The 12916-nt window shown below is 73.4% G+C and carries 8 protein-coding genes; 3 read left to right on the forward strand and 5 right to left on the reverse strand.

What is annotated here, in order from left to right:
- The first annotated feature begins 487 nt into the window (after window positions 1-487).
- The gene (locus AB0D67_RS14565) at window positions 488-2056 is read left to right on the forward strand and encodes an alpha-L-arabinofuranosidase B (RefSeq protein ID WP_362934193.1); all 1569 of its coding nucleotides are present in this window, start codon (window positions 488-490) and stop codon (window positions 2054-2056) included.
- A gap of 112 nt (window positions 2057-2168) precedes the next feature.
- Here AB0D67_RS14565 and AB0D67_RS14570 read toward each other — a convergent pair whose 3' ends face one another.
- From AB0D67_RS14570 to AB0D67_RS14580, 3 genes are all read right to left on the reverse strand, one after another.
- Window positions 2169-2504, reverse strand: a complete 336-nt coding sequence (locus AB0D67_RS14570) for a hypothetical protein (RefSeq protein WP_362934196.1) — start codon at window positions 2502-2504, stop codon at window positions 2169-2171.
- A gap of 230 nt (window positions 2505-2734) precedes the next feature.
- On the reverse strand, window positions 2735-4063 hold the full coding sequence (locus AB0D67_RS14575; RefSeq protein WP_362934198.1) for an FAD-binding monooxygenase: 1329 nt from the start codon (window positions 4061-4063) through the stop codon (window positions 2735-2737).
- Between the two features lie 331 nt (window positions 4064-4394).
- Window positions 4395-7301: a BTAD domain-containing putative transcriptional regulator gene (locus AB0D67_RS14580; RefSeq protein WP_362934201.1), complete on the reverse strand. Its 2907-nt coding sequence runs from the start codon at window positions 7299-7301 to the stop codon at window positions 4395-4397.
- Window positions 7302-7647: 346 nt separating this feature from the next.
- Between AB0D67_RS14580 and AB0D67_RS14585 the strand changes: the two genes are divergently transcribed.
- Window positions 7648-8892: a serine hydrolase domain-containing protein gene (locus AB0D67_RS14585; RefSeq protein ID WP_362934204.1), complete on the forward strand. Its 1245-nt coding sequence runs from the start codon at window positions 7648-7650 to the stop codon at window positions 8890-8892.
- A 44-nt stretch (window positions 8893-8936) separates the two neighbouring features.
- On the opposite strand, the gene AB0D67_RS14590 is transcribed toward AB0D67_RS14585, so the two are convergent.
- Both AB0D67_RS14590 and AB0D67_RS14595 read right to left on the reverse strand, forming a co-directional pair.
- Window positions 8937-9935, reverse strand: coding sequence for a LacI family DNA-binding transcriptional regulator (locus AB0D67_RS14590; RefSeq protein ID WP_362934207.1), 999 nt, complete (start codon window positions 9933-9935; stop codon window positions 8937-8939).
- A gap of 173 nt (window positions 9936-10108) precedes the next feature.
- On the reverse strand, window positions 10109-11635 hold the full coding sequence (locus tag AB0D67_RS14595; protein ID WP_362934210.1) for an alpha-L-arabinofuranosidase C-terminal domain-containing protein: 1527 nt from the start codon (window positions 11633-11635) through the stop codon (window positions 10109-10111).
- A 328-nt stretch (window positions 11636-11963) separates the two neighbouring features.
- On the opposite strand from AB0D67_RS14595, the gene AB0D67_RS14600 reads away from it, so the two are divergent.
- Complete coding sequence (locus AB0D67_RS14600; RefSeq protein WP_362934213.1) at window positions 11964-12863, forward strand: TIGR03564 family F420-dependent LLM class oxidoreductase; 900 nt, start codon at window positions 11964-11966, stop codon at window positions 12861-12863.
- Window positions 12864-12916: the final 53 nt, after the last annotated feature.

Raw genomic sequence — 12916 nt, forward strand, 5'->3', positions numbered from 1 at the left:
TGGCATCCGGCGGCGCCGACGTGAGGTCCTGGCGTCCGGCGGCGCCGACGTGAGGTTCCGGCGTCCGGCGGCGTCGACGCCCCCTGGCCGGATCCCCGTGAGCGATCTGCTCGCCCGCGGGGATCCGGCCAGGGGGCGTCCCGGTCGTGCGGGCGGGACGCGGCTGTCCGGGCCCGGTGACGGATTCCTCCGTACGGCGCCGCGGGACCCCGCGGTTCACAATGACCTGACTGAAACCTTGACGTAACACGCGGGTGCGTTTCATAGTGGGCCGGTCGGCCTAATACGCATCGAAACTATGGAGGACTTGCCACCCGCATTTATGTTAACGCTAACAAAATAGACGTCTTTCCCTTTTCTGTCACGATTCCGCAGGTCAGCGGGCATCGCGCCATGCGATTGATCACGTGGCGATCACCCATGTCTTTCGGCCGGTGAATCCTGCCCGAAACCCCCGGCATCCGTGGCGCACCCCCCTGGAAGGCAGATGTTCATGATGTCCGTCCGGTCCCGGTCACGGCACTTCAAAAAGGCATTGCTGTCCGCGGGCGCGACCATCGCGCTCGCCGCCGGTCTGCTGTCCGGCGTCTCCGCCCCGTCGCAGGCCGCGACATCGCAGCCGTGTGACATCTACGCCGCGGGCGGCACGCCGTGCGTGGCGGCGCACAGCACGACCCGTGCGCTGTACGGCGCCTACAACGGCCCGCTGTACCAGGTGCGCCGCTCCTCCGACAACGCCACCCGCGACATCGGCGTGCTGAGCGCGGGCGGAGTCGCGGACGCCGCCGCGCAGGACTCCTTCTGCGCCGCCGCCACCTGCCTGATCACGGTCATCTACGACCAGTCGGGACGCAACAACCGCCTCACCCAGGCCCCTCCCGGCGGGTTCTCCGGACCGGCCCCGGGCGGATACGACAACCTGGCGGACGCGACGCTGGCGCCGATCATGGTCGGCGGGCACAAGGCGTACGGCGTCTACGTGGCTCCGGGCACCGGGTACCGCAACAACGCCACCAACGGCGTCGCCAAGGGCGACCAGCCCGAGGGCATGTACGCCATCTTCGACGGCACCCACTACAACGGCGGCTGCTGCTTCGACTACGGCAACGCCGAGACCAACAGCCGCGACAACGGCAACGGCACCATGGAGGCCATCTACTTCGGCAACAACAAGGTCTGGGGCTACGGCGCCGGCAACGGCCCCTGGATCATGGCCGACCTGGAGAACGGCCTGTTCTCCGGCGTCAACCAGAGGTACAACGCGGGCGACCCCAGCATCAGCCACCGGTTCCTGACCGCCGTCGTCAAGGGCGAGCCGAACCACTGGGCCATCCGGGGCGGCAACGCCCAGTCCGGCGGCCTTTCGACCTTCTACAACGGGGTGCGGCCCAACGTGCCGGGCTACAACCCGATGAAGAAGGAGGGGGCCATCATCCTCGGCATCGGCGGCGACAACAGCATCGGCGCCCGAGGCACCTTCTACGAGGGCGTGATGACCTCCGGCTACCCGTCGGACGCCACCGAGAACGCGGTGCAGGCCAACATCGTCGCCGCCGGATACGCGACGGGCGGCGGTACGGGCGGGACGCTCACCCCCGGCTCGTCGGTGTCGCTGCGTGCGACGACGGCCTGCTGCACCGGCCGCTACATCCGGCACCAGAACGACAACGCCGTCACCTCGGTGATCACCTCGTCCAGCTCCGCCACCGACAAGAGCGACGCCACCTGGGTCGTGCGCGCCGGCCTGGCCGGCGGCTCGTGCGTGTCGTTCGAGTCGAGGAACTACCCCGGCAGTTTCCTGCGGCACTACAACTACCGGCTGTACCGGCAGTCGAACGACGGCAGTTCGCTGTTCGCCGCCGACGCGACGTTCTGCCCGCAGTCCGGGAAGAACGGCCAGGGCGTCTCACTGGCCTCGTACAACTATCCGGACCGGTTCGTCCGCCACTACTACGACACCGTCTACATCGCCGCCAACGGCGGCTCGAACGCCTTCGACAGCCCCACCTCGTGGAGTGACGACGTGAGCTGGATCGTCGCCCCTCCGTGGGCGTAGCCGCCGGCGAGCAGAGCGGAGCCGTCCCCATCCGATGGGGACGGCTCCCGTCGTCCTCGCCCCTCCGCTCCTCATCCGGGCGGGACCGCGGCCCGGGAGCGGATGGGCGGGGTCAGCTCGTGCAGGACGCCTTGGCCGAGACGTAGACGCGGACGGCGCCTCCGTTGGCGGCCGTCACCGTGAGCCTGTCGCGGCTGAAGGCGTCGGAGTCGGTGTCCAGGCTCGTCGTGACCGACACCCCGGCGCCGGCGGTGACGCTGATCGTGTCGGTCAGCATCGTGGGCGCGTACGCGGGGCACATGACGAGGAACGATCTGGTGGTGCCGGGCTCGACCCAGACCGCGTTGCCCGCGGAGCCGGTCTGCGCGGAGGCCGGGGCCGCGACGGCCGCCCCGCCCGTCACGACGGCGGCCGCCAGCACGACTCCGGTCACGAGGTTCTTGATCATGGTGATGTCCTTTCGCGTGGGTTTCACTGGGTTCTCCGGTCCCTTTTCGGGACCGCCTCATCAGGGGAGGTGAGGTACGGTGCCCGGCCCGGAAGGGCCGGGAAGGCGCCGTCCTCCCGCCCTGCCGGGCGGGGAGGACGACACGCCGGCCCCGACGGGGCCGGTGGTGGGCGGCCCGCCGGGGCGGGTCCGCAGGAGGGAGCAGGAGGGAGGTCGCCGGGCCGGGGCCTTCAGCGGCCGGCCGGGATCCCCTCCCGGGCGGCGGCCCGGGGACCGGCCGGGACGCCGCCCGGCCGCGGCAGGAGCACCCGGGCCACGACGCCCGGCGACAGCAGCCGCCGCGGCGGCTCCTGCAGGTTGGCGACGCTCAGGAAGGCGTTCCCGACCACCGGGTCGGCCTCGGCGGCCACGTGGAGACGGGCGAGGTAGCCGTTCAGCAGCCGCAGGCGCGCGGTGCGCCGGCCCTCGACGGACGGGAACCGCAGGTCCCCGCCGACCGACATGTCCCACGGCACGTCGATGATCCGCGCGGCGCGCCGGAAGAAGCGGCGGGCCAGGCCGTCCGGCCCTCCGTCCGCCAGGCAGTCGCGCAACGCGGCGGCCTCGCAGGCCGCCACCGTCATGCCCTGCCCATAGGTGGGGTTGAACTGGCACAGGGCGTCGCCGAACACCACGTAGCCCTCGGGGAAGCGGTCCAGCCGCTCGTACCGGCGGCGGACGCTCACCGGGATGCGCATCGGCCGCGGCTCCCCGAGCGGTTCGAGCCGCCGCAGGAGGTCGTGCAGATCGGGGACCGGGAGCCGGGCGGCGAACCGGTGGTACCCCTCAGGGTCGGCGGGCGGGAGGTCGTCGCCCATGCCGTACAGGGTGACCAGCCAGCGGTCGCCCTCCGCGCTGAGCGCGACCCCGCCCCTGGGGACGGCCGCGCTGTGCCCCACGATGAGGGCGACGGCGTCGCAGTCGCCCGGCCGGCGCCGGTACTCGCGCGAGACGTACATCAGCCGGGACTCGACGCGTTCCTCCGGCACCGGCCCGTACCCCAGCAGGCGCAGCCACTCGGCGCCCCGGTTGCCCCGGCCGGTGGCGTTCACCACGAGGTCGGCCGCCATGTCCCGCGGCCGGTGGCCGGGGCGCAGCAGCCGCACCCCGGTGACCGCGCCGCCGGCGCCGGTGATCGGCTCGACCACCTCGCAGGCGTCGAGGATCGTCACGCCCGGAAGGGCCTCCACCCGGGACCGCAGGGAGCGTTCGAGCCGTGGCCGGCTCACCGACAGTCCGCGCAGCCGCGAGGGCGCGGGGCGCAGCAGCCTGCCGTCGTTGTACCAGCGGACGTCGCCCTGGAGGTCGCAGGCGACGGCGCCCGTCGCGACGAGGTCCGCGGTGAGTCCGGGGAACAGCTCCTCCAGCACCTCGCAGCCCCGCGACAGCATTCCGTGCGCGTGACGGCCCTGCGGCACGCCCCGCCGCGGGACGCCCTCGACGGGCAGCGCGTCGCGGTCGACCACCGTGACCCGGCCGAACGTCTCGCTCAGCACCCGGGCCGCCAGCAGGCCGCCCATCCCCGCCCCGGCGACGACGGCGTGCCCCGGGCGTCCGGGCCGCTCACCGCGACCGTCGTGGCCGGGAGACTCCGAATGCCCGGCATATACGGCATATCCGGCATGTCTGCTGTCCCCGCCGTCCCCGGATGGCCGGTGGCCGGTGTCCTCCATGGCGTCCTCACCCTCGTCGTCCGGCCGCCCCGCGGGGCGGCGCCGTGCTCACGACATGAGGATGTGCGCGGCCGCTGGGAGGCCGCCGGGAGACGGCTTCCCCAGCGGTCACCCGGCGGTCGCCCGGTGACCGCCCAGCGACCTCCCAGCGTTCTCCCAGTGACCGCGGCTCCGGTCGTCAGGGGGAGCGGCGGCCGGTCAGGTCGGCGATCAGGGTGGTGAGCAGGGCGCTCACCTCCTGCCGGGACAGCGCGCCGCCGCGGGCGGCATGCCGTTCGTACTCCTCCGGCGGCAGCGCCTCGCGGACCGCGGCGGCCTCGCGCGGCCCGTCCAGCGGGTCCATCGACTCCGGGGAGACACCGGCCCGGGACCCGATGGCCCGCACCGCGCCCATCAGCACGGCCGCCTCCTCGGCCCGCCCGGCCAGCACCAGCGCGCGGGCCGCGCTGTGCACGGTCACCAGCCAGAAGGAGGTGTCCCCGTAGCGGTCCATCGCGGCCAGCACGTCCCCCGCGACGGCCAGGGCCCGGAGGCCGTCCCCGCGGTCGCAGGCGGTCTTCAGGTCGCACCAGGCGACACCGTCCGCGACCCAGTCGTGGCCGCTGGCGCGGGCGGCGACGAGGGCCTCCCGGAAGGCCGTGCCGGCACCCGGCAGGTCTCCCAGGATCCGCAGCACCATGCCCTGGATCATGAGCGTCTCGGCCTCCAGCCAGACCTGGGCGGTGCCCCGGGCCATCTCGACGGCCGCGCGGGCCGACGACGCGGCGTCGAGCGGAACCCCGGTCAGCAGGCCCAGATATGCGGCGTAGGCGGCGGCGCCCGCCTCCGTCACCGGGTCACCGGCCTCGCGGGCTTCCTCCACGGCCCTGCTCGCCCTCTCGTATCCCGCCTCCGGATACCCGGCCAGGTAGTTCAGCGCCGCGTCGGCGAGCCGGGCCGGCGCCCGGAGGCCCGCGCTCGCCCAGGGGGCCCAGACGAACCCGTCCAGCAGCCAGGCCGTCCCCTCCGCGACATGGCCCCGGCGGAACCAGAACCAGAAGAGCGCGCTGCCCAGTCGCAGCGCGTATTCGCCCTCGCCTTCCACCAGCGCCGACGTGAACGCCGCCCGGAACTCCGGCTGGTCGAGGCTCAGCCCGTCGAGCAGCTCCGCCCCCTGCGGGCCGCGGAGGTGGCGTTCGGCGTTCTCGGCCCGGGCCAGGACCCAGGCGCGGTGGCGCTCCTCGGCGTTGTTCAGCTCGACGGGTGAGAGCGCGCCCGTGGCGTACCGGCGCAGCGTCTCCAGCATCCGGTAGCGGCGCGGCGCCGTGCCGGGCACGGCGATGACCAGTGACTTGCGGACCAGAGCCGACAGCGGCCCCAGGACGGGGGTGACCTCCCCGACGGCGGCGGCCCCGTCGAGGTCGAAGCCGGAGGCGAACACGCCGAGCCGGTAGAACAGCCGGCGCTCGTCCGGCTCCAGCAGCTGGTCGCTCCAGGCGACCGTGTCCAGCAGCGTCCGGTGGCGGTCCGGGCGGTCGGCCGAGCCGCCCACCAGCAGGGTGAAGCGGTCCTCCAGGGCGTCGGCGATCTGGCCGACGGACAGCATCCGGCACTGCGCGGCGGCGAGCTCGACGGCCAGCGGGATGCCGTCGAGATCCTCGCACAGGGCGGCGATCCGCTCCCGGTCGCCCGGCTCGGGCGTCCAGCCGGGCTGGGCGGCGGCCGCGCGGTGCAGGAACAGCTCCACGGCCTCCGTGGCGGCGGGCAGGGGCGGCACCTCGTAGATCGCCTCACCGGTGATGCCCAGCGGCTCGCGGCCGGTGCACAGGACACGCACGGATCCGCAGCGGGTCAGCAGGGTGTGGACCAGCTCCGCGGCGGGAGCCAGCAGGTGCTCGCAGTTGTCCAGGACGATCAGCGTGTCGCGCTCGACGAGCATCGTGGCGAGCCGGTCGGGGGAGGGGACGGTGGGCAGGCCCAGGGCGTCGGCGACGGTCGCGGCCAGCAACTGGGTCGCGGTCAGCGGCTCGGGCACGTGCCGCTCTCCCAGCTCGACGAGCCAGGGTCCGTCGGCGTCGGCTCGGGCGCGGGCGACCTCCAGGGCCAGCCGGGTCTTGCCGACGCCGCCCGGACCGGTGAGCGTGACGAGCCGGTGCCCGTCCAGCAGGCCGGCGACGGCCGCGAGGTCGCCGGCGCGGCCGACGAAGCTGGACAGCGCGAACGGCAGGTTGCCCGGGGGCGGCGCCGGAACCGCGGTCCGGGTGGGGGGGACGCGGCCGGGCCGCCCGGGCGCGGGGGCCGGCGGCGGGTTCCGCCGCCTGGGAGCCGGGGCCAGCCGCGGGTCCTGGGCGAGCACCGCCGCCTCCAGGTCGCGCAGGCCGGGGCCGGGGTCGATGCCCAGCTCGTCGGCCAGCCGTCTGCGCACCCTGCGCAGCGCGGTGAGGGCGTCGGCCTGCCGCCCCGACCGGTACAGGGCGAGGGCCAGCAGCTCCCAGCCGCGCTCCCGCAGCGGCTGTTCGGCGACCAGCGCCTCCAGCTCGCCCACGGCGGAGGCGTGCCGCCCCGCCGCGATGACGGCGGCGAGCCGGTCCTCACGCACCGTGGCCCGCAGCTCCTCCAGCCGGGTCGCGTCCGGCGTCGCGAACGCCGCCCCGTCGAAGTCGGCGTAGGCCGGGCCCCGCCAGAGCGCGAGCGCCCGCCCCAGGAGGTCGGCGGCCTCCTCAGGTTCGCCGTCCTCCAGCGCGTGCCGGCCGCGGGCGGCCAGCTCCGTGAAGCGCTCGGCGTCGATCGCGTCCGGGGCGGCGCGCAGGGCGTATCCCGGCCCCTCGCGCACCAGCAGCCGGGCCGGGGCGCCGGGGACCCGTTCGGGTTCCAGCGTCCTGCGCAGGTCGGCGACGTATCCGTGGAGCGTCGTCACGGAGGGCGCCCTGGAGCCCTCCCAGACCTCGGACAGGATCCGCTCCGCCGGGACGCTCCTGCCCCGCGCGATCAGCAGCCGCGCCAGCACGGCCCGCTGGCGGGACCCGCCCAGCGCCGCCGGGCGATCGCCCACCTCGGCCCGGAGCGACCCGAGCACCCCGAAGCGCACGTCCCCGGCGAGTCTCACCGGCGGTCCTCCCTCGATCCGCCGGCCGTACGGAGGTCCGGCCGTCCGGGTCCCCGGTCGCCGCGGTCGGCGCGGTCGGCGGAGGGGGCTGGGCGGGGGGCGGGGGAGCGGACGCCTGGATGCACCGGTTCGGCCATGCGGCAATGATGCTCCCGTTTCCGGCCGGGCGCAGCGGTCTCCTCGCCGCCTTCCGGAGAGAATCCCGTGCCCCGCGGGGAACCCGGTTTCTCCGAGCGTCCGCCCTTCGCGGAACGTTCCATCCCGGCCGGAATTACGGATGGAGATCACCGCACGTTTCGGTCGTGATAGTAAAGACCCTCGAAGTTTTCCGTACACGGGGGCAAAAGTGACGACGATCAGCCGGCGACGGCTCCTCCAGGCGGGCGCGGGGGTCGTGCCCGCGCTCGCGCTCGGCACCCGGCCCGCCGAGGCCGCGACCATCACCACGGGCGTCGTGCCGAGCGCGCTCGCCGGGTTCGACAGCGCGATGAAGACCTACATCGCGGAACGCGGCATCGGGTGCGCCCAGCTCGCGGTCGCCCGCAAGGGGAAGATCCTCCTCGCCCGCGGCTACGGCGTCTACACCCGGTCGGCGACCCTGCGGAAGGTGCAGCCGACGTCCCTCTTCCGGGTCGCCAGCCTCAGCAAGAACATCACGGGAGCCGCGATCGCCCGGCTGGCCCAGGACGGCAGGCTGAGCCTCGGGGCGTCGGTGGCGTCCCTGCTGGGGCTGTCCACCACGACCGACCCGCGCCTGGCGAAGGTCACCGTCTGGCGGCTGCTGCAGCACACCGGCGGCTGGGACCGCGGCGCGTCGCCGGACCCGCTCTGGGCGGACCACGCGATCTCCGCGTCGCTCGACGCGCCGCTGCCGGTCGACCACGCCGACATCATGAAGTGGACGACCGCCAGGAAGCTCGACTTCGATCCCGGCACCAGGCACGTCTACAGCAACTACGGCTACATGCTGCTCGGCCGGATCATCGAGAAGGTCTCCGGCATGAGCTACGAGTCGTACGTCAGGCAGAAGCTCCTGGCGCCCCTCGGGATCACCCGGCCGGTGCTGGGCGGCAGCCTCGCGTCGGAGGCCGCCTCCATCGAGGTGCCCTACGTCTCGAAGTACACGAACAAGACCGTCCTCGACGACTCGGGCACGGTCGTGCCGTACCCCTACGGCGGCTTCAACATGCCGAACCAGGACGCCAACGGCGGCTGGCTCGCCTCGGCCGTCGACCTGGTCAAGTGGGGCTTCGCCTTCGACGCCGCCGGGCCGGTGCTCAACTCGACGTCGCTCTCCCGGGTGTTCGCCAAGCCCGAGACGGGCGTCACCTCCGGCGGCTCGTGGTACGGCTTCGGCTGGTACGTCCGCAACAACAACGAGGGCGGGCTCAACACCTGGCACAACGGTTCCATGCCCGGCACGTTCGCCTTCCTGGCGAGGATCCAGAACGGCGTCAGCTACTGCGCGATCTTCAACCGCAGGGAGGAGGAGGGCACCCCGGACTTCGACTCGATCGACCCGATCCTGGGCAAGGCCGCCTCAGGTGTGAAGACCTGGCCGACGACGGACCTCGCGCCGAACTACTTCTGACCCGCGCCCCGCCTCCGACCCGCCCCCGCCGGTCCGGCGGGGGCTCAGCGCGTCGACTCGCGGACCACGAGCTCGAAGGGGGCGACGTGCTCCCCGGCCGGGCGGAGGGGGCCGCGGACGCGCTGGACCGCCAGCTCGACGGCCTTCTCCGCCATCCACCGGTGGTCCGGCGCCACCGAGGACAGCGAGGGGACGAGGAAACGCGACTCGGGAACGTCGTCGAAGCCGATGAGGCGGACGTCGCCGGGAACCCGCAGCCCGCGATCGGCCAGACCCCGCAGGACGCCGAGGGCGACGGTGTCGGTGACCGCCACCACCCCGTCGACATCCAGGCCGGAGTCGACCATGCGGTGGGCGGCGTCCCGGCCGGCCTCCATGGTCATGCCGTCCAGGGGGAAGAGCAGGGGCGGATCGGCGGACAGGCCGCGTTCGGCGAGCCCGTCGAGGTAGCCGCGGTAGCGGCGCGTCACCACGTTCACGCCCTCGCGGGGGACGCCGGAGACGATGCCGATCCTCCGGCACCCCCGGTCGGCCAGGTGGACGGTCGCCGCCTTCATGCCCTCCTCGTTGGGCATGGCGACGTGGTCGAAGCGGCCGCCGAAGTCCCGCTCGCCGAGCATGACGACCGGGAAGCCGGCGCCGGTCAGCCGCTCGTCCAGCCCGTCGAGGGCGACGGCGCTGAGGATCAGGGCGTCGAACTGCAGGACGCGGGAACGGGTGAGCGCGCCGGCCTCCCCGGCCTCCGCCGCGCCGGTCCGCTCGATCGCGACGTGGTAGCCCCGGCGCCCGGCCGCGTCGATGACGAGGCCGGCGAGATGGCCGAAGTAGGGGACCTCCACCTCGGGGACGGCCAGGCCGATGACGCCGGTCCGCCCGGACCTCAGGGAACGGGCGGAGACGTTGAGGCGGTAGCCCGACTGCCGGATGGCCTCCAGCACCCGCCGGCGGACCAGGTCGCTGACCCCCTCGCGGTCGTTGACGACGTTGGAGACGGTCATCTTCGACACTCCGGCGAGCCGGGCGACGTCCTCCATGGTCACCATGCCGCGCCCCGCGTTTCGCCGTCCGGTCCGGATCCGGCCCGGACGTCTTCGGCCGGGCCGCCATCGGTGGCGAGTTTATCGCCCGGGAGATCCCGCGGACCCGGTCACCGCGATGACGGGACGGTGAGGGACCCCGTGCGGCCGCGGCGCGTCCGGGGCCGCACAGGGCCCCGTCACGCGAGACGCCCCTCCACGGTGACGAAGGAGTGGGCGGGCAGGCGCACGCGCAGCCCGGAGCCCGTGGCGGAGACCTCGTACGGGCGGGGGGCGACGACGCCGGGCGCGGCGGGGGTGTTGTGGTCCTGCAGCCTGCCGGAGGTGAGGACGCGGGCACGGACGTCGGCCACGGCGCCGCCGCGCAGGTCCAGATCGACGTCGACGGCCTCGTCGGCGTCGAGGTTGGACAGCGAGACGAGCACCCGGCCTTCCTTACGGCTGGCCGACAGCGAGACGGTCGTCAGGCTCGCCTGTCCCACCTCGCGGGAGGGCAGGCCGGCGGGGAGGTCGACGCGCAGCGACGCGGCGTCCTGGTGGCCCTTGTTCATCTCGAACACGTGGTAGGTGGGGGTCAGCACGAGGGCCCCGGAGCCGGGGTCGGTGAGGATCATGGCCTGCAGCACGTTCACGGTCTGGGCGATGTTGGCCATGACGAGCCGGTCGGCGTGGCGGTGGAAGACGTCGAAGTGCAGGGCGGCGACCAGCGCGTCGCGCAGGGTGTTCTGCTGGTACAGGAAACCGGGGTTCGTGCCCGGTTCGGCGTTCCACCAGGTGCCCCACTCGTCCAGCACCAGGCCGACGTTCCTGCCCGGGTCGTAGCAGTCCATGACGTTGGAGTGGCCGGTGATGAGCTCGTCGACGCGGGCGGCGGCGACCATCGTGCGGTAGTGGTCGTCGGTGTCGAAGACGGTGGCGTCGCCCTTGTCCTCCCAGGCGCCCGGGACCGTGTAGTGGTGGAACGACAGCGCCTGCATGAACGGCGCGGGCCGGTAGGCGCACCCCAGGTCGCCGAGCTGCCTCATCAGCGTCTCGGTCCAGGCGTAGTCGTCGCCGTTCGCGCCGGCGGCGACGCGGTACAGCCTGTTGCCGCCGTGGTCGCGGCAGTAGGTGCCGAACCGGCGGGCCTCGGCGGCGTACTGCTCGGCGCGCATGTGGCCGCCGCAGCCCCATGCCTCGTTGCCCAGCCCCCAGAACCGCACCCGCCACGGCTCCTCGCGGCCGTTGGCCCTGCGCAGGCGCACCATGGGCGAGTCGCCGTCGCGGGTGAGGTACTCGACCCAGTCGCTCATCTCCCTGACCGTGCCGGATCCGACGTTGCCGCTGATGTACGGCTCGGCGCCGAGCAGCTCGCACAGGGCCATGAACTCGTGCGTGCCGAAGTGGTTGTTCTCCTCGACGTTCCCCCAGTGGGTGTTGACCATCACCGGACGCCGGTCCCTGGGCCCGATGCCGTCCATCCAGTGGTACTCGTCGGCGAAGCAGCCGCCCGGCCAGCGCAGGTTCGGGATGTCCAGCGCGCGCAGCGCCTCCACCACGTCCAGCCGGATGCCGCCCGCGTTCGGCAGGTCGCTGTCCTCTCCCACGTAGAAGCCGCCGTAGACGCAGCGGCCCAGATGCTCGGCGAAGTGGCCGTACAGGTGCCGGCTGATCACCGGGCCGGGGATGTCGAGGTTGATGACGGCGGGTACGACGAGGTCGGTCATCAGGGTGAACCCTGCCTTCGGTGGAGGGGGCGAGTCGAGGGGGACGACCGGCGATGGAGAGCGAAGCGCCTCCTTTATCGATATATGTATCGATAAAGTAAGGCGACTTTACCGATACGGCCCCTCGTGTCAAGCCCCCGGTGCGAGGCGCGGACGGCCCGGGCGCCGGAACGCGTCATCCGGGACGGTGGAGGGGAGGCGGCACGGTGCCCGAGTGCCGGGGCCCGGGGGTGGGATCGAAACCGGGAGCGGGATCGGGGCGGGAGCGGGGGCTGGGACGAACATCGTTCTAGACTGACCGCACCCACTAGAACGGAGTTCGGTAACGATGCGAGTCGGACTGTTCATCACCGAGCCCAAGGGGCCGGACGCGCTGGGCAAGCTGCGGGACCGGATCGCCCGCGGCGCCGACGACGGCTTCTCCTCGGCCTGGATCTCCAACATCTTCGGCCTCGACGCGCTGACCGCCCTGGCCGTCACCGGAAGTCAGGTGCCCGGCATCGAACTCGGCACCGCGGTCGTGCCCAGCTACCCCCGTCACCCCGCGGCCCTCGCCCAGCAGGCGCTCACCGTCAACGCCGCCCTGGACGGGCGGCTCGCGCTCGGCATCGGGCTGTCGCACCGGGTCGTGATCGAGGACATGTACGGCTACGGCTTCGAACGGCCCGCCCGTCACATGCGCGAGTACCTGTCGGTCCTGCTGCCCCTCGTCCGGGGGGAGAGGGCCGACTTCGACGGCGAGACGCTCAGGGCGCACGTGCAGCTGTCCACCCCGGGCGCGGGCGACATGCCGGTGCTCATCGCCGCGCTGGCGCCCCGGATGCTCAAGCTCGCCGGGGAGAAGGCCGACGGCACCGTGCTGTGGATGACCGGTCCCAAGACCGTCGCCGGGCACGTGGCCCCCGCCGTGACCGAGGCGGCGCGCGCCGCCGGACGGCCCGCGCCGAGGATCGTGTGCGCCCTGCCGGTCTGCGTCACCGACGACGCCGACGCCGCCAGGGCCCGCGCGGGGGAGGTGTTCGCCGGCTACGGCGATCTGCCCTCCTACCGGGCGATGCTCGACCGCGAGGGGGCCGCGGGCCCGGCCGACGTGGCGATCACCGGAAATGAGGACGAGGTCGCGGCGCAGCTCACCGCGCTCGCCGAGGCCGGGGTCACCGACTTCGTGGCCGCCGAGTACGTCCGGGACGACGACCGGACCCGCCGCTTCCTCAAAACGCTCTTTTGAACAACGCCCCTGAACAACGCCCCTGAACAACGCCCCTGAACAACGCCCCTGAA

The organism is Streptosporangium sp. NPDC048047 (assembly GCF_040653115.1).
Classification (GTDB): Bacteria; Actinomycetota; Actinomycetes; order Streptosporangiales; family Streptosporangiaceae; genus Streptosporangium.

What these genes read in the sequence shown, in the direction of transcription:
- AB0D67_RS14565 (WP_362934193.1), top strand. Translation starts at nt 488, where the DNA reads ATGTTCATGATGTCCGTCCGGTCCCGGTCACGGCACTTCAAAAAGGCA.
- AB0D67_RS14600 (WP_362934213.1), top strand. Translation starts at nt 11,964, where the DNA reads ATGCGAGTCGGACTGTTCATCACCGAGCCCAAGGGGCCGGACGCGCTG.
- AB0D67_RS14595 (WP_362934210.1), bottom strand. Translation starts at nt 11,635, where the DNA reads ATGACCGACCTCGTCGTACCCGCCGTCATCAACCTCGACATCCCCGGC.
- AB0D67_RS14590 (WP_362934207.1), bottom strand. Translation starts at nt 9,935, where the DNA reads ATGGTGACCATGGAGGACGTCGCCCGGCTCGCCGGAGTGTCGAAGATG.
- AB0D67_RS14570 (WP_362934196.1), bottom strand. Translation starts at nt 2,504, where the DNA reads ATGATCAAGAACCTCGTGACCGGAGTCGTGCTGGCGGCCGCCGTCGTG.
- AB0D67_RS14575 (WP_362934198.1), bottom strand. Translation starts at nt 4,063, where the DNA reads ATGGGCGGCCTGCTGGCGGCCCGGGTGCTGAGCGAGACGTTCGGCCGG.